The following is a 21484-nucleotide window of genomic DNA, read 5'->3' on the forward strand; positions in this document are numbered from 1 at the left end:
CCTTAGACCTTCATCACCGGCACTCCCCTCCATACGCGACGATAGAGGGCAGGACGCGAACCGCACCTGATCTTGTGGACCGGTCCGCGGCACTTCACCTCCGCGCACATCGTTACCATGCGTGGACGCACATTCCGACGACCACTGACGACGACGAGAGACGGGCGAACGCGTGGCCGAGGCGGCAGACTTCCCGGGGACGAGTCCCTCACCTGCCCGCCGCTGGCTGCGGCGCACCGGAGCACTGCTCGCCGGGGCGCCCCTGCTGGCCGGGCTGCTGCAGCTGCCCGCACTCCCCGCGCACGCCGACGCCGCGGCAGGCGTCAAGGAAGCCTCCGACACGGGCTCGGTCTCGGTCGCCGTCGACTCCCTCAGCCCGGCCGTCCCCACCGACGGCGACACCGTGACCGTCTCCGGCACGGTGACCAACAAGGGCAAGCAGGCCGTCACCAAGGCGCACGTCGGCCTACGGGTGGGGTCCGCGCTCACCACCCGCTCGGCGATCGACGACGCCGCCGACGACGCCGAGGACCTCTCCGCCGGCTACGACTCCGAGGTGGGCGGCAAGTACGTCGCGAAGTTCGACAAGCTCACGCCAGGGGTCGCAGAGCACTTCAGCATCTCCGTACCGGTCGACGAGCTGGACCTCGGCGGCGACGGCGTCTACCCGCTGGCGGTCTCCCTCTCGGGCGAGACGTCCGCACAGCAGTGGGATCAGGTGCTCGGCGTCCAGCGGACCTTCCTGCCCTGGCAGCCGGACGGGGCGGACACGGAGACCAGGACGACGATCCTGTGGCCGCTGGTCTCCAGCGTCCACATGACGGCCGAGACCGGCTCGAACGCCAGCCAGACGCCCGTCTTCCTCAATGACGACCTCGCCGAGGAGATCGCCCCCGGCGGCCGCCTGGACCAGCTGCTGAGCCTCGGCAAGGACCTCGACGTCACCTGGGTGATCGACCCGGACCTGCTGGCCTCCGTGGACGCGATGACCGGCAGTTACCGGGTCCGCGCCGACGGTGACACCACCACGGCCGGTACCCACCAGGCCGTCGCCAAGAAGTGGCTGGCCGCACTCCAGGACGCGGTGGCGGACAAGGAGGTCGTCGCCCTGCCCTTCGCCGACCCCGACCTGGCCTCCCTGGCCCACGACGGCACCGGCGTCAGCGGCTCGCTGAGCCAGTTCAAGGCGGCCACGGACGTCGCCGCGACCACCGTCGAGACGATCCTCCACGTGACGCCGAGCACCGACTTCGCCTGGCCGCTGGACGGGGCCGTCGACCCCTCGATCGTGAAGGTCGCCACCTCCGCGGGCGCCGACAAGGTGATCGCCCGCAGCGACAGCCTGGCGGAGACCGGCAGCCTGACCTACACCCCCTCCGCGGCCCGGCCCATCGGCGGCGGCACCACGGCGGTGGTGGCCGACGCCCGCCTGTCCAAGACCTTCCAGGGCGATCTGACGAACGCCTCCGCGTCCACCCTCGCGGTGCAGGAGTTCCTCGCCCAGAGCCTGGCGCTGAACCTCCAGACGCACAAGCAGCGCAGCATCGTCGTCGCCCCGCAGCGCACACCGACCGCCGGCCAGGCCCAGGCGATGGCGGCGGCCGTCACGGCCCTCCAGGACTCGGGCTGGTCGCAGTCCCAGGACCTCTCCGCGGCCGCCACGGCCAAGCCCGACGGCGGTGCCACCACCAAGGTGCCCACGCGGTCCTCGTACCCCTCCGCGCTGCGCAAGCAGGAACTGCCGAAGTCGGCCTTCGAGCAGATCGCGGCCACGCAGGACACGCTCGACAGCTTCAAGGTGATCCTCACCGACAAGTCCCGGGTGGTGACACCCTTCGGCAGGGCCACGAACCGGGAGATGTCCACCTCGTGGCGGGGCCGCTCCTCCGCTGCGAGCACCTTCCGTCAGGGCGTGCAGAGCTATCTGGACACCCTCACCGACCAGGTCAAGCTGATCGACAAGTCGGAGACCAAGCTCTCCGGACGCAGCGCCACGATCCCCGTGACCGTGCAGAACAACCTGGTCCAGGGCGTCCACCACCTGGTCCTGCGGCTCTCCTCGTCCAACAACACCCGCCTGGAGATCGGCGGCGACGACTACGACGAGCAGCGCATCGAGGTCTCCGGCGGGCACAGCACGACGGTGAAGTTCACCACGACCGCCAATGTGAACGGCCAGACCACGGTGATCGCCCAGCTGTACACCGAGGACGGCCAGGTCTACGGTGCGCCGGTGACCTTCGACGTGAAGGTCACCGAAATCACGGCCACGGTGATGCTGGTCATCGGCGGCGGTGTGCTGCTGCTCGTGCTCGCCGGCTTCCGGATGTACACCCAGCGCAAGCGGGCCGCGGCCCGTGAGGCGCAGGAGGCGGAAGCCGCCGACGACGCCGAGGACGCCGACGACGCCGACGACCCCGCGACCTCCGAGGACACCGAGGAGGGCACGGCGGCCGAGGCCGACGGCGCCCCCGGGACGTCCGAGGACGCCGAAGGTGACACCGGGGAAGAATCGGCCGCCGGGTCCGGGGCAGACGACCCGGAGCAGCCGAGTGACGGGACAGCGGACACCGCAGCGGAAAGCGCGGCCCCCTCGGGGACGGGTGAGAGAGTGGACCGTTGAGGATGTCGTGGCCGGTGGGCCCGGGACGATGAGGTGGGGTAGCCATGAACGCGCCGTACGAGGGTGACCGCGGCCAGGCCGCGGGCAGCTCGGGTCACCCCGAGGGCCCGCCGCCCGAGCACGGCCAGGTGCCGCCGCAGCACCCCGCGGACATGTACCTCCAGGACGCCTACGACCAGGACCCCTACGGGGCCCAGGACCTCACCGCGCAGGACCCGGTCGCCGAGGCGCTCTACGACCGTGCCGCGCACCCGCCGCCGCCCCCGGGCACCTACGCGCCGCAGCAGCCGCTCTACGGCCGCCCGACGCCGTCGCCGTACGCGCCCGACCCGCAGGTGTGGGCCCGGCCCCCGGCGCCCGAGCCGGAGGGCCCCACCCAGTACCTGCCCTACGGCGACGACCCGCGCACGACCGAGTTCGTGGGCGTGGACGACCTGGTGTCGCACTCCGGTGAGGAGCAGCACCAGCCCGACGCCTTCGCGCACCTCTTCAAGGACCAGCAGCAGGGCGGCATCCGCCCGTCGGCCGACTCCCCCGCGGTGCCGGGCCCGGCGGCGGCCCCCGGCGGCCAGGGGTCCGCGCCGCGCCACCCGGGTCCGGCCCCGGTGCCGCCCGTGGACGACCGCACCATGAACCTCGGCAGCGCGGCCGCCGTGACCGAGGCGCCGGCTCCCGAGCCGGCCGCCGCTCCGGCCGCGAAGAAGGGCGGCAAGGCGGGCGGCCTGCTGAAGTCCAGTGCCGTGATGGCCGCGGGCACGATGGTCTCCCGCCTCACCGGTTTCGTCCGCTCCGCGCTGATCGTCTCCGCGCTCGGCGTCGGCCTGCTGGGCGACACCTTCCAGGTCGCCTACCAGCTGCCGACGATGATCTACATCCTGACCGTCGGCGGCGGTCTCAACTCCGTCTTCGTACCGCAGCTCGTGCGGGCCATGAAGGAGGACGAGGACGGCGGCGAGGCCTACGCCAACCGGCTCCTGACGCTGGTGATGGTGGCGCTCGGCGCACTGACCGTCGCCGCGGTCGCCGGCGCCCCCCTGCTGATCCGGGCGCTGTCCGACCCGGTCGCCAGCGATCCGGCGGCCAACGAGGTCGGCATCACCTTCGTCCGCTACTTCCTGCCCTCGATCTTCTTCATGGGCGTCCATGTCGTGATGGGTCAGATCCTCAACGCGCGCGGCAAGTTCGGCGCGATGATGTGGACCCCGGTCCTGAACAACATCGTCATCATCGTGACGCTGGGCATGTTCATCTGGGTCTACGGCACCGCCGCCGACTCCGGCATGAAGGTCACGTCCATCCCGCCGGAGGGCCAGCGGCTCCTGGGCATCGGCGTGCTGCTGGGCCTGGTGGTGCAGGCGCTCGCGATGATCCCCTACCTGCGGGAGACCGGCTTCCGGCTGCGGCTGCGCTTCGACTGGCGGGGCCACGGCCTGGGCAAGGCCGTGACGCTCGCCAAGTGGACGTTCCTGTTCGTCCTCGCCAACCAGGCGGGCGCGATCGTCGTCTCCCAGCTGTCGACCGCGGCCGGCAAGGCCTCGCCCGTCGACGGCACCGGTTTCGCCGCCTACGCCAACGCACAGCTGATCTGGGGCCTGCCCCAGGCCATCATCACCGTGTCGCTGATGGCGGCCCTGCTGCCGCGGATCTCCCGCTCGGCGGCCGAGGGCGACGGCGGCGCGGTCCGCGACGACATCTCACAGGGGCTGCGCACGACGGCCGTCGCGATCGTGCCGATCGCCTTCGGCTTCCTCGCGCTCGGCATCCCGATGTGCACCCTGATCTTCGGCTCCTCCGGCACCAGCGAGGCCACCAACATGGGCTTCATGCTGATGGCCTTCGGCCTCGGCCTGATCCCCTACTCGGTGCAGTACGTCGTCCTGCGCGCCTTCTACGCGTACGAGGACACCCGCACCCCCTTCTACAACACCGTCATCGTGGCCGCGGTCAACGCGACGGCCTCGGCGGTCTGTTACTTCGTCCTCCCGGCCCGCTGGGCCGTGGCGGGCATGGCCGCCGCCTACGGGCTGGCCTACGCGATCGGCGTCGGTGTCGCCTGGAACCGGCTGCGCAAGCGGCTCGGCGGCGACCTCGACGGCTCCCACGTCCTGCGCACGTACGCGCGGCTGTGCATCGCCTCCGTACCGGCGGCGCTGATCAGCGGTGCGGCCTGCTACGGCATCGCCCGGACCCTGGGTCAGGGCGTCATGGGCTCCTTCGCCGCCCTGCTGGTCGGCGGAGCCCTGTTGCTCGGCATCTTCTTCGTCGCCGCCCGGCGCATGCGCATCGAGGAGCTCAACTCCCTCGTCGGCATGGTCCGGGGGCGCCTGGGGCGCTGAGCCAGGGGGAGTCGCACAACCATCGTTAGCTGCCGTGTGTCGTGCATAGCGGCGGACTGTGGGCACAATTGGATCCGGCGTCGGACGGCGCGCACGAGGTCGGCGGCGCGCATGGGATGGGGAGGCAGGAACGACGGTGGCGGAACGGAGCACGGCTGCCGTCGACGTGGCAGACAACAGCGGCGATGAGCCGCTGACCGCGCAGGCGGACCAGTCCACGGCCGACGGGGTGGCCAAGAACCGGGAGCGGGACACGGACAGCGACGAGGCACAGGGGAGTGGCGGGATCGAACATCCCGGCAGGACCTCACCGCCTGAACTGCACAGCGGCCACAAACTCGCCAGACGGTACCGCCTCGAGGAGTGCGTCACCCGTCTGGACGGTTTCAGCAGTTGGCGTGCGGTCGACGAGAAACTTCGCCGTGCCGTGGGGGTCCACATCCTGCCCGCGGACCACGCCCGCGCCCGCTCGGTGCTGGCGGCGGCCCGCTCGGCGGCGCTGCTCGGCGACCCTCGCTTCGTCCAGGTCCTGGACGCGGTCGAGGAGAACGACCTCGTCTACGTGGTCCACGAGTGGCTGCCCGACGCGACCGAGCTGACCACACTGCTGGCGTCCGGCCCCCTGGAGCCGCACGACGCGTACCAGATGGTCAGTCAGCTCTCGTCGGCGATGGCCGCGGCACACCGTGAGGGGCTGGCCCATCTGCGGCTGAACCCCAGCGCGGTCCTGCGCACCTCCACGGGCCAGTGGCGCATCCGGGGGCTCGCGGTCAACGCCGCGCTGCGCGGCATCACCTCGGAGACCCCGCAGCGCACCGACACGGAGGCGATCGGCGCCCTGCTGTACGCGGCGCTCACCCAGCGCTGGCCGTACGAGAACGACGCCCACGGCCTGTCCGGGCTGCCCAAGGACGTCGGTCTGATCGCACCCGACCAGGTGCGCGCCGGCGTCCACCGGGGTCTGTCCGAGCTGGCCATGCGCGCGCTCGCCAACGACGGGGCGACCGCGTCCCGGCACGAGGCCGCGTGCACCACACCGGAGGAACTGGTGAAGGCGATCGGGGAGATGCCCCGCATCCGCCCGCCGGAGCCGGCGTTCACCGCGCCGCCGGAGTACCAGCGCACGACGTACCAGCAGGGCACCTACGGCCGCCCGGCGCCCCACCCGGGTGCCACGCAGCCGGTCCCGACCCCGCCACCCCCGCTGCAGAGCCGCACCGGCCGGGCCCTGAAGTGGGCGGTCTCCGCGCTGCTCATCGCCGCGCTCGGCCTGGGCAGCTGGCAGCTCGCGGACGCCCTGATGGAGCAGGACAAGTCCGACGACACCAACAAGACGCAGACGACGGACGACGGCGACAAGAGCAGCAGTTCGCCGAAGCCGGTCACCACGCTGAAGATCCAGGGCGCCGCCGAGTACTACCCCGACGGCTCGGCCCAGCACCCCGGCGATGCGAAGCTGACGTACGACAACGACAGCTCCACGTACTGGCGGTCCAAGTCCTTCAACGGAGGACCCGTGCTCGCCCCGTACAAGCAGGGCGTGGGCATCGTCTACGACCTCGGTTCGGAGCAGAGTCTGTCGTCCGCTTCGATAGGGCTGCTCTACGGCGGGAACTACACGGCCGCCACGCTGTACGCGGCCGATTCCCTCTCGTCGTCGGCGTCCCTCAGCTCCATGAAGAAGATCGCCGACGCCAAGACCACCGGCAAGGAGTTGCAGATCTCCGCCAAGACGGCGGCGAAGACGCGGTACGTTCTCGTATGGATCACGGCGGCCCCGTACTCGGGGTCGGACGACTACAGCGGGGCCGGCTACAAGCAGGCCATCACCGATGTGAAGTTCACGGGGTGATGACACACCGGAGGGAGAGGGGGTCCCATGACGCAGGGCGGCGGATACGACGCGGCCGGCGATCAGGACCTCCTCGCCCGGCATGTGGAGGGCGACCCCGACGCCTTCGGTGAGCTCGTACGGCGGCACCGTGACCGGCTCTGGGCGGTCGCCCTGCGGACGCTGGGCGACCGTGAGGAGGCCGCCGACGCCGTCCAGGACGCCCTGGTGTCGGCCTACCGTGCCGCCCACACCTTCCGTGGCCAGTCCGCCGTCACGACGTGGCTGCACCGCATCACCGTGAACGCCTGTCTGGACCGGGCCCGCAAGGCTGCCTCGCGCAAGACCTCCCCGGTCGACGACACCGAGCGCCTGGAGCAGCTGCTCGAACCCCATGAGGCCGCCTCCGCCCCCGCGGAGCGCAATGACGTCCACCGTCAGCTCCTCGAAGCGCTCGGCACCCTTCCCGCCGACCAGCGTGCGGCCCTCGTCCTGGTGGACATGCAGGGCTACCCGGTCGCCGAGGCCGCCCGCATCCTCGATGTGCCGACGGGGACGGTGAAGAGCCGCTGTGCCCGGGGCAGAGCCCGGCTGCTGCCGCTGCTGACCCATCTGAGGCCGGAAAGCCCCGGCGACGACAAGGAAACCGACGGGGCGCGGAACCGGGCGCGGGGGACAACCGTCCCACCGGCAGCGGATCCTCCCGAGGAGGGATCGGCCGGCGCCGGGTCAGGCGATTCAGCAGCGGTGAAGGGCGGAGGTGGGCGAACGTGACATCGACGACGGAAACGACCGGGCACCCGGACGTCACGGAGATCTCCGACCTCGCCGAGGGCCTGCTCGCCCCGTCCCGGAGCGCCGAGGTACGGCGGCACCTCGACGACTGCGAGCTCTGCGCCGACGTCCACAGCTCGCTCGAGGAGATCCGCGGCCTGCTGGGCGCTCTCCCCGAGCCGCCCCGGATGCCGGAGGACATCGCCCGGCGCATCGACGCAGCGCTCGCCGCCGAAGCGGTCCCCGGCACGACGACTGACGCGACCGACCTGACCGGCCCGGCAGAACCGGCCAACACGACCGTCACCGCCGACGCGGCTCCCGCCGGCGCCGAGGCACCCCTTGTTTCACGTGAAACACCGCTCACCGCAGACCGGCCCTCGGGTCACGCCCGCACCGCCACCACCGGCCCGGGCCGCAAGAGCGGCAAGCGGGGCGGTCGCCGCAGGGTCGCCGTGCTGGGCGCCGTTCTCGGCGCCGCCGCCCTGGGGCTCGGTGGCGTCCTGCTCTCCTCGCTGACGGGCGGCAGCGGGCCTGGCCCCGCCGCACACGGGCAGTCCACCGCCGCCGACACCTTCGCCCAGGGCACCCTGGAGCAGAAGGTCACGGATCTCCTGGGCAGGGCCCAGGGGTCCAAGGCGCCGAACAGTCTGGGCATCGAAGGCACTACCGGCAGCCCCCGGCCCCGGGTCTACACGGAGCCCACCGTCCCCGCCTGCGTCCAGAAGGGCATCGGCCGCAGCGACACGGCCCTCGCCACCGAAGAAGGCGTCTACAAGGGAACGGACGCGCTTCTCGTCCTCCTGCCGGACACCTCCGACAGCACCAAGGTCGACGCGTACCTCATGGACAGCACCTGTGTCACGGATGCCTCCGCCGGCCCGGCCAAGATCCTTCTGAAGTCTTCCTACACCCGTCACTGACGGCCCACCTGCGACTCCGTCCCCGGCGGTTCCCCCCAGGGGATCCTCCCTCCGTGTGCCCGGACACAGTGGGAATGCGCGCCCCTTAGGATCCGTTGGGTGGGGTGAGAGTTCAGAGCAGCTCCCACCGGTCGAACGACGCAGACCAGAGACGAGGAACATAGCCGTGAGCGACGTCCGTAACGTGATCATCATCGGCTCCGGGCCCGCCGGCTACACCGCCGCGCTCTACACCGCGCGCGCGTCGCTGAAGCCGCTGGTCTTCGAAGGCGCCGTCACCGCGGGCGGCGCCCTGATGAACACCACCGAGGTGGAGAACTTCCCCGGCTTCCAGGACGGCATCATGGGCCCCGAGCTCATGGACAACATGCGCGCCCAGGCCGAGCGCTTCGGTGCCGAGCTCATCGCGGACGACATCGTCTCCGTCGACCTCACCGGTGAGATCAAGACCGTCACGGACACGGCCGGCACGGTCCACCGCGCCAAGGCCGTCATCGTCACCACCGGCTCCCAGCACCGCAAGCTCGGCCTGCCGAACGAGGACGCCCTCTCCGGCCGCGGTGTCTCCTGGTGCGCCACGTGTGACGGGTTCTTCTTCAAGGACCAGGACATCGCCGTGATCGGCGGTGGCGACACCGCGATGGAGGAGGCCACCTTCCTCTCCCGCTTCGCCAAGTCCGTCACCATCGTCCACCGCCGGGACAGCCTGCGCGCCTCCAAGGCGATGCAGGAGCGCGCCTTCGCCGACCCGAAGATCAAGTTCGTCTGGGACAGCGAGGTCGCCGAGATCCAGGGCGACCCGAAGCTGGCCGGGCTGAAGCTGCGCAACCTCAAGACCGGCGAACTCTCCGACCTCGCGGTCACCGGTCTGTTCATCGCCATCGGCCACGACCCGCGCACCGAGCTCTTCAAGGGCCAGCTCGACCTGGACGAGGAGGGCTACCTGAAGGTGGCCGCGCCCTCGACCCGGACGAACCTGACCGGTGTCTTCGCGGCCGGTGACGTGGTGGACCACACCTACCGCCAGGCGATCACCGCGGCCGGAACCGGCTGCTCCTCCGCTCTCGACGCCGAGCGCTTCCTCGCCGCCCTCGCGGACGAGGAGCAGGCCGAGCCCGAGAAGACCACTGTCTGACCCCCCTCTCCCGCCCCACCGCACAAGGAATGAAGGAGCCCCCTGTGGCCGGCACCCTGAAGAATGTGACCGACGCCGACTTCGATGAGGTCGTCCTCAAGAGCGACAAGCCCGTTCTGGTGGACTTCTGGGCCGAGTGGTGCGGCCCGTGCCGCCAGATCGCCCCGTCCCTCGAGGCCATCGCCGCCGAGCACGGCGACAAGATCGAGATCGTCAAGCTCAACATCGACGAGAACCCGAACACGGCCGCGAAGTACGGCGTCATGTCGATCCCGACGCTGAACGTCTACCAGGACGGCGAGGTCGCCAAGACCATCGTCGGCGCCAAGCCGAAGGCCGCGCTCGTCCGCGACCTGGAGACCTTCATCTCCGAGTGACGCACGGTTTCCCGTGACGCACGGCTTCCCGTGACGCACTGTTTCACGTGAAACAGAGAGGGGCCGGTCCATGAGGACCGGCCCCTTCGTCATCACCACAGCATCACTACAGCGGTCGCAGCGCCGGCTCCTTCTGCACGGCCCCCAGCAACCGGTCCAGGGCCATCTCCACGTCTTCCTTCCAGGAGAGCGTGGTCCGCAACTCCAGCCGCAGCCGGGGGTGGCGGGGATGCGGCCGCACCGTCTTGAAGCCCACGGCCAGCAGATGATCGGCGGGGAGCAGACAGCCCGGTTCCTTCCAACGGGCGTCACCGAAGGCCTCGATCGCCTTGAAGCCGCGCCGCAGCAGATCCTTCGCGACCGTCTGCACCATCACCCGTCCCAGCCCCTGCCCCTGATACCCGGGCATGATGAACGAGGTCATCAGCTGCACGGCGTCCGGTGCCACCGGGCTGGTGGGAAACGCCGTCGAGCGCGGCACATAGGCGGGCGGGGCGTAGAGCACGAACCCCACAGGACGGTCGTCGACGTACACCACCCGGCCGCACGACCCCCAGTCCAGCAGGACGGCGGAGATCCAGGACTCCTTCTCCAGAGCGGCCGTGCCCGCCTTCAGCGCGGCCGCACCCCTGACGGGATCCAGCTCCCAGAAGACACACGAGCGACAGCGCTTGGGAAGGTCCTGAAGGTTGTCCAGCGTGAGCGGTACGAGCCGACGCCCCATGAAGGCTGTTCCTCGCTTCCTTCGCCCGCGGCATCGCGAGCGGCTGTCAGAGCGCTGCGTTCCCTGAGCAGACTGCCGACGAATCCGCCGACCGCCCCCAGCCCCAGCCCCGCGCTCACCAGTCCGGTCCGGCTCATCGTTCGCATGGCCCTCGCCTCCCACTTCGAGGTGCTGCCTGATGGATGCGCCATACCCCCTCGCATCGTATCCACGATGCGATTCCCGTCGATACCGACTGAACGCAAAGAGCGAGCCGTGTTCCGGACACACCGGACACGGCTCGCTCGGGACACGCACGGGCCGCCCTGTGACGGGGTCTCAGGACCGGCCCCTGACTCAGTCGTCCGCTTCCTCCGCGTCGCTCTCCTCTTCCAGCCCCTTCTGCAGGGCGAAGCCCTCGCCCGGGGCCAGCGTGCCGAGGATGCGCTCCAGATCCTCCACCGAGGCGAACTCGACGGTGATCTTGCCCTTCTTCTGCCCCAGATCGACCTTCACCCGGGTCTCGAAGCGGTCCGAGAGCCGGGTGGCCAGCTCGGACAGCGCCGGGGAGACCAGGGCACCGGCACGCGGCTTACGGGCCCGCTGGGCCGACTGGGGCCGGGAGCCCATGAGGGTCACGATCTCTTCGACGTTCCGCACCGAGAGCCCCTCGGCCACGATCCGGTGAGCCAGCCGCTCCTGCTCCTCCGCGTCCTCCACGGAGAGCAGCGCACGAGCGTGACCCGCGGACAGCACCCCCGCCGCCACCCGGTTCTGCACCGCCGGCGAGAGCTTCAGCAGACGCAGCGTATTGGACACCTGTGGACGGGACCGGCCGATCCGGTCCGCCAGCTGGTCGTGCGTGCAGTTGAAGTCCTTGAGCAACTGGTCGTAGGCGGCTGCCTCTTCCAGCGGGTTCAGCTGCGCACGGTGAAGGTTCTCCAGGAGCGCGTCCAGGAGAAGCTTCTCGTCGTCCGTGGCCCGCACGATCGCCGGGATCGCCTCCAGCCCCGCCTCACGGCAGGCCCGCCAGCGGCGCTCACCCATGATGAGCTCATAGCGCCCGGGGCCCAGCTGCCGTACGACGACCGGCTGGAGGAGACCGACCTCCTTGATGGAGATGACGAGTTCTTCCAGCGCGTACTCGTCGAAGACCACACGCGGCTGCTGCGGGTTCGGCGTGATCGCGTCGAGGGGGATCTCCGCGAAGTACGCCCCGATGGGCGGCCCGGGCGTCTCCACGACGTCATAGGCCGACGGCTCCTCTGTTTCACGTGAAACAGCCGGCAGTGTGGCCACCTTCGCCGCGGCCACCCCACGCTCGTTCAGACTCGGGACAGCCGCCGGGGCCGTCGAGCCGGCCACCGTGGTCTGTGCCGGCGTCTTCTCCGTGGGGGCGGCAGGGATCAGTGCGGCGAGACCACGTCCCAACCCCCTCCGTCGCTCATTCACTGGATCCCCTCCACCATGCTCGGACTGTTCTGAGCGCCGATATGAGCGTGGGTGGCGTCATAGCTGATGCCCACACCCCTCAGCGCGATCTCTCGGGCCGCCTCAAGATAGGAGAGGGCGCCGCTCGATCCTGGATCGTAGGTCAACACCGTCTGGCCATAGCTCGGCGCCTCGGAGATACGGACCGAGCGAGGAATGCTCGTCCGCAGCACTTCGTCACCGAAGTGGGTGCGCACCTCGTCGGCGACCTGGGACGCCAGGCGCGTCCGGCCGTCGTACATGGTGAGCAGGATGGTCGACACATGCAGGGCGGGGTTGAGGTGCCCCCGCACCAGATCGACGTTGCGCAGCAGCTGGCCCAGTCCCTCCAGTGCGTAGTACTCGCACTGGATCGGGATCAGGACCTCCGCGCCCGCCACCATCGCGTTGACCGTCAGCAGGCCGAGCGAGGGCGGGCAGTCGATGAGGACGTAGTCCAGCGGCTGCTCATAGGCCTGGATGGCGCGCTGCAGTCGGCTCTCTCGTGCCACCAGCGACACCAGCTCGATCTCCGCACCGGCGAGATCGATCGTGGCGGGGGCGCAGAAGAGGCCTTCGACATCGGGAACCGGCTGGACGACTTCCGCGAGCGGGCGGCTCTCGACCAACACGTCGTAGATGGACGGGACCTCGGCGTGATGATCGATCCCCAGGGCCGTGGACGCATTGCCCTGCGGGTCGAGGTCGACGACGAGGACACGGCCGCCGTGCAGGGCCAGGGAGGCGGCAAGGTTCACCGTCGTGGTGGTCTTGCCGACGCCGCCCTTCTGGTTGGCGACCACGATGATCCGGGTCTGCTCCGGACGTGGCAGACCCTCGCCGGCGCGGCCCAGTGCTTCCACCGCCAGTTGGGCAGCACGACCGATCGGAGTGTCGTCCATCGGGGGCGGTGTTTCACGTGAAACATCCTCCCCCAGGGACTCGGTACGGGGACCGGGGACCGGATCGGCCATCGGTCCCGCGATGTTGGCGTCGGACCGCAAGGATTCACTCTCCTCGACTTCAAGCTCGCAATGAACAGAGCCTGCCATGCCTTCGGGGTCGCGAACCAGTGAGGCCTGTTGTTCTGTGGAGAAATCCACCTCTGTGGACAACTCCACCCCCGCATCGAGTGAACCGAGGGGCTTTCGTTTGCGGGGTTCGGCCGCAGCGCGACCGCGGCCGATGATGCCGTGCAGCAAAGAGCGACGTTTCACGTGAAACACGATGCACAGCGCCTACGCCCGAACGGACGCGACACTCCGTCCTACGTAGGTGGGGCAGCTGGTGTGGAGTACGTTCAGCGCCGGCGACGGACCCGTCCCGTCCGGGCGGCCTTCGCCCGTTTGGCCGCGAACCGCACCCCACCGGGGCTCTCCCCGACCTCGACCCGCACCACCGTGGAGAGCGGATCGACGACATCCCCGCCCACCTGGAGGATCGAGGTACCGACCGCGCCCAGCTTGCTCAGGGCGGTGGCCGCGCTCTTCAGCTCCTCCTCGGCGGTGTCGCCCTTGAGCGCGAGCATCTCGCCGTAGGGGCGCAGCAGGGGGATGCCCCAGGTGGCCAGACGGTCGAGGGGCGCCACGGCGCGGGCGGTCACCACATGGACGGGCGAAAGGGTGCCCATGACCTCCTCGGCGCGGCCACGGACCACGGTGACATGGTCCAGGCCGAGGAGTTCGACCACCTCGGTGAGGAAGTTGGTGCGCCGCAGCAGCGGCTCCAGAAGAGTGATCTTCAGGTCCTCACGCACCAGCGCCAGGGGGATGCCGGGCAGCCCGGCGCCCGAGCCCACATCGCACACGGTCACGCCCTCGGGCACGACCTCGGAGAGCACCGCGCAGTTGAGGATGTGCCGCTCCCACAGGCGTGGCACCTCGCGCGGGCCGATGAGGCCGCGCTGCACACCTGCCTCGGCCAGGAGCTCGGCGTACCGGACCGCATCAGCGAAGCGATCACCGAATACCTCGCGTGCCACCTCAGGCGCAGGGGGGAGCTCCGCTGCCTCCGTCACGGGGACCGTCCTTCCGTACCGCTTCGACGCGTCCAGCGCCGACCACCAGACAACCAGGCTGACAAAGACCGGCCCCGCCTGCGCTACAGACGGGGCCGGGGGTGACGTACGTAACGAATCTAGTCGGGGAGCACGACGACGAAGCGCTGCGGCTCCTCGCCCTCGGACTCGCTGCGCAGGCCCGCGGCCTTGACCGCGTCATGGACGACCTTGCGCTCGAAGGGCGTCATCGGCTTCAGCTTCACGGGCTCGCCGCTGTTCTTGGCGTCGGACGCGGCCTTGGCACCCAGCTCGGAGAGCTCGGCACGCTTCTTGGCCCGGTAGCCGGCGATGTCCAGCATCAGCCGGCTGCGGTCCCCGGTCTCCCGGTGCACGGCCAGGCGCGTCAGCTCCTGAAGCGCCTCCAGCACCTCGCCATCCCGGCCGACCAGCTTCTGCAGTTCACGGGTGCCGGAGTCGCTGATGATCGACACTGCGGCGCGGTCGGCCTCGACGTCCATGTCGATGTCGCCGTCGAGATCGGCGATGTCCAGCAGACCCTCGAGATAGTCCGCCGCGATCTCGCCCTCCTGCTCCAGGCGGGTCAGGGTGTCTGCACCCTCGGCAGCGGAGGTGGTGCCTTCCGTCACGGGATGGGCTCCTTCTTACTTCTTGGAGGGGGACTTGGGGCGCTGCGGGCCGCCCTTGCGCTGACCGGACTGGGCCTTGCTGCGCCCGCCGCCGGTTCCGGCCTGGGGAGCGGACGGCCGGGCGGCGCCGGAGGGCTTGGCGTCCTCGGGCTCGTCGGACTTGCTCAGCGAGGTCGTCTCACCGGCCGCCTTGGGGCCGCCGGTCTGGCGCTGGGACTTGGACTGCCGCTTCGGCTGCTGGCGCTTGGCGGCGGCCGCGGACGTGGTCGTGGTGGTGCCGTCCTCGGCGGTCTCCACGACGGTCTGGGCGTCGCTCTTCGCCACGGTGCCGTCGGCCTGGGCCGCGAGGCCCGCCTTGGTCAGACCGTTGATGAACTTGCGCTCGGCCTCGTTGCGGTCGCGGCCCTTGGCGACGATGGCCTTGATGATCGTCTTCTCGCTGCGGCGGCGCGTCTTGCCGGCGTGCGACACGTGCTTGTACAGCCGCTCCAGGTACGCGGCCTGGGCCTTCGAACCCGGGGTCGGGTTGTTGTGGATCACGTACATCTGCTGGCCCATGGTCCACACGTTGGTGGTCAGCCAGTAGACGAGGACACCGACGGGGAAGTTGATGCCGAAGACGGCGAACATGACGGGGAAGACGTACATCAGCATCTTCTGCTGCTGCATGAACGGCGTCTTCACCGAGGTGTCGACGTTCTTCGTCATCAGCTGGCGCTGGGTGAAGAACTGCGAGGCCGACATCAGGACGATCATGATCGCGGTGACGACCCGGACGTCCGTGAGGGAGGCGCCGAGGGCCGTGGCCTCCGAGGCGCTGTCGGTGAACTTGGCGGCCAGGGGCGCACCGAAGATGTGCGCCTTCTGCGCGCTCTCCAGCAGGCTCTGGTTGATCACGCCGATGGTGTCACCGTTCGCGATGCCGTTGAGCACGTGGTAGAGGGCGAAGAAGAACGGGGACTGCGCCAGGATGGGAAGGCACGAGGAGAGCGGGTTGGTGCCCGTCTCCTTGTACAGCTTCATCATCTCTTCGGACTGACGCTGCTTGTCGTTCTTGTAGCGCTCCTGGATCTTCTTCATCTCGGGCTGGAGCGTCTGCATCGCCCGGGTCGCCTTGATCTGCTTCACGAAGAGCGGGATCAGGCAGATGCGGATCAAAATCACCAGAGACACGATCGACAGGCCCCAGGCCCATCCGGTGTCAGGGCCGAAGATCTTGCCGTACACCGTGTGGAACTGGACGATGACCCAGGAAACGGGTGTCGTGATGAAGCTGAAGAGGCTGGCAATCGTGTCCACTAATCATGCTCCTTGGGCATGGGACGGGGTCTCTGCGGCCGGGCTCGGGGAAACGCTCTCCCCGGTGGCCGTTTCGGCGGCGGAGGTCCCGCCCCTGCGTGCACGCCAGGCGTCCCGCAGCATTTCGTGCCACCGCGGGCGCTTCCGCGGCGGGACATGGTCCACACCCCCCAGCGACCACGGGTTGCACCGCAGAATGCGCCAGGCGGTGAGTGCCGTTCCCTTGATCGCGCCGTGCCGGTCGATCGCCGTGTATCCGTAGTGGGAGCACGACGGGTAGTACTTGCACACGGGCCCGAGCAGGGGACTGATCGTCCACTGATAGAGCTTGATCAGGGCCAGCAGCGGGTACTTCATCGCGCGCCCCCTCCCAGCAGCCGTTGAAGGGCGGCATCCAGGTCTTGGGCCAGCTGTGCATGGTCGGCGTCGCCCGCACCGGGCAGCGCCCGTACCACTACCAGGCTACCGGGGGGCAACAGAACGACTCGGTCGCGCATCAGATGACGCAGTCTGCGCTTGACCTTGTTGCGTACGACCGACCCGCCCACGGCCTTGCTCACGACGAAACCCGCACGCGTCGGGGGAGCGCTCTCCCCAGGCGCGTGCGGGTCCGTGGCACCGCTACGAAGGTGCACGACGAGGGTCGGGCGTCCAGCCCGACGACCCCGTCGTACCGCGGTCGCGAAGTCTTCGCGCCGCCTCAGCCGATGCTCGGTAGGCAGCACGACGTCATGACCTGATCAGGCTCAGGCGGACAGGTTCGCGCGGCCCTTGCTGCGGCGGTTCGCGAGGATCGCGCGGCCGGCACGGGTGCGCATCCGCAGGCGGAAGCCGTGGGTCTTGGCGCGACGACGGTTGTTCGGCTGGAAGGTGCGCTTGCTCACTCGGGGGCTCCAGAAATCAATCGGTGGTGGCGGGTGCCGTCCTGGCTGTCACCGTGCGCCCACGAGTAGCTCTCGTTACGCCCGAGTGCACCGCTTCCCGATCACCTGACGCGATCTGTGCCCATCGGAGGCAGGCGGCAGCAGCCATCGACAACTCGACCTGGTTACGGTACGCGCGGCTGCGCCATCCGGTCAAACCAGGGGTCACCGGGAGACACTATCCACAGCCTGGGGACAACAACTTGAACCGCACCCGCCGCCCTGACTACCGTGGCTGGACTCCGATCCGTTCCATCGACCCCTGGTTCCCGACCCGTCCCGCAACCACACGTGCGTGGGACCCCCCACGAGAGAGCGTGCCCTGTGGCTGACGTACCTGCCGATCTTGCCGCAGTGTGGCCACGCGTACTGGAGCAGCTCCTCGGTGAGGGCCGCGGCCAGGGTGTCGAGGCGAAGGACGAGCACTGGATCCGGCGCTGCCAGCCGCTGGCGCTGGTCGCCGACACAGCCCTGCTCGCCGTGCCGAACGAGTTCGCCAAGGGCGTACTCGAGGGCCGGCTGGCCCCGATCGTCAGCGAGACGCTGAGCCGTGAGTGCGGCCGCCCGATCCGTATCGCGATCACCGTGGACGACTCCGTCGGCGAGCCGCCGGCCCCGCCGGCGCCCCCGGTCCAGCAGCAGCCGAAGCCGCGCTACGAGGAGCCCGAACTCCCGGCCGGCCCGTACGACGAGCCCAAGGGCCGCTACGACAGCACGTACGACACCTCCCACGACAGCCCGTACGACGGGAGCTACGGCCGGCGCCGCGCCGAGCCGCTCCCGGGTCCCTCCGGCGAGGGCCCGCGCGGGGAGCAGCTGCCGACCGCGCGGCCCGCGTACCCCTCGGAGTACCAGCGTCCGGAGCCCGGCGCCTGGCCGCGGCCCCAGCGGGACGACTACGGCTGGCAGCAGCAGCGGCTCGGCTTCCCCGAGCGGGACCCGTATGCCTCGCCGTCCCAGGACTCCTACGGTCCCCCGGCCCAGGACCCCTACGGGTCACCGTCCCCAGCGCCGTACTCCCAGGACTCCTACGGTCAGCCGCCGCAGGACTACCGGCCGCAGTCGATGGAGCGGCCGCCGTACGACCCCGGGCCCTACGAGCCGAAGCGGCCCGAGTACGACCAGCGGGACGCGGGCCGGCGCGAGCTGCCCGAGCCGCCGGCCGGTTCCGGACCGCCGCAGCGGCCCGGGGCTCCGGCCGCGCCGTCGCCGTCCTCGGGCGGGCCCGGTGAGCCGACCGCCCGGCTGAACCCGAAGTACCTCTTCGACACGTTCGTCATCGGCGCGTCCAACCGCTTCGCGCACGCGGCCGCGGTCGCCGTCGCCGAGGCGCCCGCGAAGGCGTACAACCCGCTCTTCATCTACGGCGAGTCGGGGCTCGGCAAGACGCACCTGCTGCACGCGATCGGACACTACGCGCGGAGCCTGTACCCCGGCACGCGCGTGCGGTACGTGAGCTCGGAGGAGTTCACCAACGAGTTCATCAACTCCATCCGCGACGGCAAGGGCGACAGCTTCCGCAAGCGGTACCGCGAGATGGACATCCTGCTCGTCGACGACATCCAGTTCCTCGCGGACAAGGAGTCGACGCAGGAGGAGTTCTTCCACACCTTCAACACGCTCCACAACGCCAACAAGCAGATCGTGCTGTCCAGCGACCGGCCGCCCAAGCAGCTGGTGACGCTGGAGGACCGGCTGCGGAACCGCTTCGAGTGGGGTCTGATCACCGACGTGCAACCGCCCGAGCTGGAGACGCGGATCGCGATCCTGCGCAAGAAGGCGGTGCAGGAGCAGCTCAACGCCCCGCCGGAGGTGCTGGAGTTCATCGCCTCGCGGATCTCGCGCAACATCCGTGAGCTGGAGGGCGCGCTGATCCGGGTGACCGCGTTCGCCTCGCTCAACCGGCAGCCGGTGGACCTGGGGCTGACGGAGATCGTCCTGAAGGACCTGATCCCCGGCGGCGAGGACTCGGCGCCCGAGATCACCTCCACGGCCATCATGAGCGCCACCGCGGACTACTTCGGGCTCACGGTCGAGGACCTGTGCGGAACCTCGCGCGGGCGGGCGCTGGTGACGGCCCGGCAGATCGCCATGTACCTGTGCCGCGAGCTGACGGACCTCTCGCTGCCGAAGATCGGCGCGCTGTTCGGCGGCCGCGACCACACCACGGTCATGCACGCCGACCGCAAGATCCGCAATCTGATGGCCGAGCGGCGCTCCATCTACAACCAGGTGACCGAGCTGACCAACCGCATCAAGGCCGGCTGACCGCCGTACGACGCCGCACAGGGCGCCCCGGGAGCCGCTCCCGGGGCGCCTTTCGCGTGTCCGGGGGAGCGGTGACGCGTCCTGGGAGGGTCCGGGGAGCGGCCGCGGAGGGTCCGAGGAGCGGCTCGGGAGGTCCGAGGAGCCGCCCGGGAAGGTCCGTGCGTCCCGGCGGTCCGTCATCCGGTGTTCGATTACCGGCCGGGTTACGGCCACTCTCCACAGATTCGGTGACTTTTTGCCGTCCACACCCTGGGGACCCGGAAGTTGTCCAGACTGTATCCACAGGCGAGCCTGTGGGAGGAGCATCCAGCCAGGTCAACAGGTTGTGGATTCGTGGACGAAGAACATCCACAGGCTGTGGACAAGAAAATGATCCACAGGCTGTGCACGAAGTTGTCCACCGGCCGCCCACAGGCTGCGGCCGGTTGTCCCCAGCGATCAGCGGTTTCTCCACATGCCTGTCCACTGTTCGGCAAGCTGACGCGCCTCCTCACCGGGTCGAGTGAAAGGCGTCACACGAAGTTGCCTGGTTGGCCTGTGGGAAACGTGGGTAAAGCTGGGGACGGTGCTGGGGAGAACTCGCCCCTCCCTGTGCACGGAGTGTGCAGAACTTTCCGTTCTCCACAGACGGGCCCGGTTGTCCACCGCCTCCGCCCACAGGGCCAGTGGATAAAAAATCGCCTCTGAGCTGCGAAAACGGGGTTATCCACGGTATCCACAGGCCCTACTACTACTGACGACTAGAGAGAGCTCGGAATCCGTTTCGAAGTGGGTCCTGTGCACAACTCGCTCTCCGGCCTCCGGCTGCCCCTCGTCACGACTTGACCCCGAGAGGCACCTACTGTCAGTGCGGTGCGTCAGACTGGACCCCGGGTGGTCCTTCCCCTCGCCGGGGCCGATCACACCGACACCAGACGAAGCCAGGCAGGCCGAGAAGCGCCGGCAACAGCAGGAGGCGGCAAGAGTGAAGATCCGGGTGGAACGCGACGTACTCGCGGAGGCAGTGGCCTGGGCGGCGCGCAGTCTCCCGGCCCGCCCGCCGGCGCCTGTGCTCGCGGGCCTGCTGCTGAAGGCCGAGGACGGCGCCCTGAGCCTCTCCAGCTTCGACTACGAGGTCTCGGCGCGCGTGTCCGTGGAGGCCGAGGTCGAGGAGGAGGGCACGGTCCTCGTCTCCGGCCGTCTGCTCGCGGACATCTGCCGCGCGCTCCCCAACCGGCCGGTGGAGATCTCCACAGACGGTGTACGGGCGACCGTGGTCTGCGGCTCCTCGCGGTTCACCCTCCACACCCTGCCTGTGGAGGAGTACCCGTCGCTGCCCCAGATGCCGAACGCGACGGGCACCGTCCCCGGCGAGGTCTTCGCCTCCGCCGCCGCCCAGGTGGCCATCGCCGCCGGGCGTGACGACACGCTCCCCGTCCTCACCGGTGTGCGCATCGAGATCGAGGGCGACACCGTCACCCTCGCCTCCACCGACCGCTACCGCTTCGCGGTCCGCGAGTTCCTGTGGAAGCCGGAGAACCCGGACGCCTCCGCGGTCGCCCTGGTGCCCGCCAAGACGCTCCTTGACACCGCCAAGGCCCTCACGAGCGGCGACAGCGTCATCCTGGCGCTCTCCGGCTCGGGCTCGGGCGAGGGTCTGATCGGTTTCGAGGGCGCGGGCCGCCGCACCACCACCCGGCTCCTCGAGGGCGACCTGCCGAAGTACCGCACGCTGTTCCCGACCGAGTTCAACTCCGTCGCCGTGATCGAGACCGCCCCCTTCGTGGAGGCCGTCAAGCGTGTGGCCCTGGTCGCCGAGCGGAACACCCCGGTGCGGCTCAGCTTCGAGCAGGGCGTGCTCATCCTGGAGGCAGGCTCCAGCGACGACGCACAGGCTGTGGAAAGGGTCGACTCCCAGCTGGAGGGCGACGACATCTCGATCGCCTTCAACCCGACCTTCCTGCTGGACGGACTGAGCGCGATCGACTCCCCCGTCGCCCAGCTGTCCTTCACGACGTCCACCAAGCCCGCGCTGCTCAGCGGCAGGCCGGCGCTGGACGCGGAGGCGGACGACGCCTACAAGTACCTGATCATGCCGGTGCGGCTGAGCGGCTGAGCTGCCTGACGTTGTCCACAGGCCGTGGAGAACCGACTCCCGGCCTGTGGGCGAATCCGCAGGTGAGCCCGCGTTCGTGGG

General features: G+C 69.8%; 18 protein-coding genes. 9 read left to right on the top strand and 9 right to left on the bottom strand.

Annotation, left to right across the window (positions count from 1 at the left end; all coding sequences use genetic code 11):
- Nucleotides 1-172: 172 nt before the first annotated feature.
- The 7 genes from ABZ490_RS09845 to trxA all read left to right on the top strand — a co-directional run bounded on the left by ABZ490_RS09845 (nt 173) and on the right by trxA (nt 9999).
- Entirely contained in the window at nt 173-2623 is a 2451-nt protein-coding gene (locus tag ABZ490_RS09845; protein WP_358987009.1) for a DUF6049 family protein, read from the top strand.
- 44 nt (nt 2624-2667) lie between these two features.
- Nucleotides 2668-4959, top strand: a complete 2292-nt coding sequence (murJ, locus tag ABZ490_RS09850; protein WP_358987012.1) for a murein biosynthesis integral membrane protein MurJ — start codon at nt 2668-2670, stop codon at nt 4957-4959.
- A 136-nt stretch (nt 4960-5095) separates the two neighbouring features.
- A complete protein-coding gene (locus ABZ490_RS09855) occupies nt 5096-6811 on the top strand; it encodes a protein kinase family protein (protein ID WP_358987014.1) in 1716 nt (571 codons plus the stop codon).
- 27 nt (nt 6812-6838) lie between these two features.
- The gene (gene sigM, locus ABZ490_RS09860) at nt 6839-7564 is read left to right on the top strand and encodes an RNA polymerase sigma factor SigM (RefSeq protein ID WP_358987017.1); all 726 of its coding nucleotides are present in this window, start codon (nt 6839-6841) and stop codon (nt 7562-7564) included.
- Nucleotides 7561-8487, top strand: coding sequence for an anti-sigma factor (locus tag ABZ490_RS09865; RefSeq protein ID WP_358987020.1), 927 nt, complete (start codon nt 7561-7563; stop codon nt 8485-8487). Before sigM ends, ABZ490_RS09865 begins: the two co-directional genes overlap by 4 nt.
- A gap of 166 nt (nt 8488-8653) precedes the next feature.
- The gene (gene trxB / locus ABZ490_RS09870; protein ID WP_358987023.1) at nt 8654-9622 is read left to right on the top strand and encodes a thioredoxin-disulfide reductase; all 969 of its coding nucleotides are present in this window, start codon (nt 8654-8656) and stop codon (nt 9620-9622) included.
- 44 nt (nt 9623-9666) lie between these two features.
- Nucleotides 9667-9999 carry a thioredoxin gene (gene trxA / locus ABZ490_RS09875; protein ID WP_055632129.1) on the top strand — a complete coding sequence of 111 codons (333 nt, stop codon included), beginning with the start codon at nt 9667-9669 and terminating at the stop codon, nt 9997-9999.
- Nucleotides 10000-10105: 106 nt separating this feature from the next.
- Here trxA and ABZ490_RS09880 read toward each other — a convergent pair whose 3' ends face one another.
- The 9 genes from ABZ490_RS09880 to rpmH all read right to left on the bottom strand — a co-directional run bounded on the left by ABZ490_RS09880 (nt 10106) and on the right by rpmH (nt 17001).
- Nucleotides 10106-10723, bottom strand: a complete 618-nt coding sequence (locus ABZ490_RS09880; protein WP_133911126.1) for a GNAT family N-acetyltransferase — start codon at nt 10721-10723, stop codon at nt 10106-10108.
- Between the two features lie 336 nt (nt 10724-11059).
- Entirely contained in the window at nt 11060-12154 is a 1095-nt protein-coding gene (locus ABZ490_RS09885; RefSeq protein WP_358987027.1) for a ParB/RepB/Spo0J family partition protein, read from the bottom strand.
- The gene (locus ABZ490_RS09890; protein ID WP_079061860.1) at nt 12151-13224 is read right to left on the bottom strand and encodes an AAA family ATPase; all 1074 of its coding nucleotides are present in this window, start codon (nt 13222-13224) and stop codon (nt 12151-12153) included. The genes ABZ490_RS09885 and ABZ490_RS09890 overlap by 4 nt, the downstream gene beginning before the upstream one ends.
- Before the next feature lie 248 nt (nt 13225-13472).
- Nucleotides 13473-14189 (bottom strand): 16S rRNA (guanine(527)-N(7))-methyltransferase RsmG, encoded by a 717-nt coding sequence (rsmG, locus tag ABZ490_RS09895; RefSeq protein ID WP_358987030.1) that lies wholly within the window; start codon nt 14187-14189, stop codon nt 13473-13475.
- A gap of 119 nt (nt 14190-14308) precedes the next feature.
- Complete coding sequence (locus ABZ490_RS09900; protein ID WP_358987033.1) at nt 14309-14818, bottom strand: R3H domain-containing nucleic acid-binding protein; 510 nt, start codon at nt 14816-14818, stop codon at nt 14309-14311.
- A gap of 15 nt (nt 14819-14833) precedes the next feature.
- Nucleotides 14834-16117: a membrane protein insertase YidC gene (gene yidC / locus ABZ490_RS09905; RefSeq protein ID WP_358987036.1), complete on the bottom strand. Its 1284-nt coding sequence runs from the start codon at nt 16115-16117 to the stop codon at nt 14834-14836.
- A gap of 3 nt (nt 16118-16120) precedes the next feature.
- On the bottom strand, nt 16121-16474 hold the full coding sequence (gene yidD / locus ABZ490_RS09910; RefSeq protein ID WP_067255400.1) for a membrane protein insertion efficiency factor YidD: 354 nt from the start codon (nt 16472-16474) through the stop codon (nt 16121-16123).
- Nucleotides 16471-16842, bottom strand: coding sequence for a ribonuclease P protein component (rnpA, locus tag ABZ490_RS09915; protein ID WP_358987039.1), 372 nt, complete (start codon nt 16840-16842; stop codon nt 16471-16473). Before rnpA ends, yidD begins: the two co-directional genes overlap by 4 nt.
- A gap of 21 nt (nt 16843-16863) precedes the next feature.
- Nucleotides 16864-17001, bottom strand: coding sequence for a 50S ribosomal protein L34 (rpmH, locus tag ABZ490_RS09920; protein WP_018846094.1), 138 nt, complete (start codon nt 16999-17001; stop codon nt 16864-16866).
- A gap of 363 nt (nt 17002-17364) precedes the next feature.
- Between rpmH and dnaA the strand changes: the two genes are divergently transcribed.
- Both dnaA and dnaN read left to right on the top strand, forming a co-directional pair.
- Entirely contained in the window at nt 17365-19308 is a 1944-nt protein-coding gene (dnaA, locus tag ABZ490_RS09925) for a chromosomal replication initiator protein DnaA (RefSeq protein ID WP_358987044.1), read from the top strand.
- A gap of 964 nt (nt 19309-20272) precedes the next feature.
- Nucleotides 20273-21403, top strand: a complete 1131-nt coding sequence (gene dnaN, locus ABZ490_RS09930; RefSeq protein ID WP_358987047.1) for a DNA polymerase III subunit beta — start codon at nt 20273-20275, stop codon at nt 21401-21403.
- Nucleotides 21404-21484: the final 81 nt, after the last annotated feature.

Source organism: Streptomyces sp. NPDC005811 (genome assembly GCF_040630405.1).
GTDB lineage: Bacteria > Actinomycetota > Actinomycetes > Streptomycetales > Streptomycetaceae > Streptomyces.

Excerpts from the sequence above, each read along its gene's own strand:
- murJ (WP_358987012.1), top strand. The coding sequence starts at position 2,668 with ATGAACGCGCCGTACGAGGGTGACCGCGGCCAGGCCGCGGGCAGCTCG.
- sigM (WP_358987017.1), top strand. The coding sequence starts at position 6,839 with ATGACGCAGGGCGGCGGATACGACGCGGCCGGCGATCAGGACCTCCTC.
- ABZ490_RS09880 (WP_133911126.1), bottom strand. The coding sequence starts at position 10,723 with ATGGGGCGTCGGCTCGTACCGCTCACGCTGGACAACCTTCAGGACCTT.
- ABZ490_RS09890 (WP_079061860.1), bottom strand. The coding sequence starts at position 13,224 with ATGGCAGGCTCTGTTCATTGCGAGCTTGAAGTCGAGGAGAGTGAATCC.
- yidD (WP_067255400.1), bottom strand. The coding sequence starts at position 16,474 with ATGAAGTACCCGCTGCTGGCCCTGATCAAGCTCTATCAGTGGACGATC.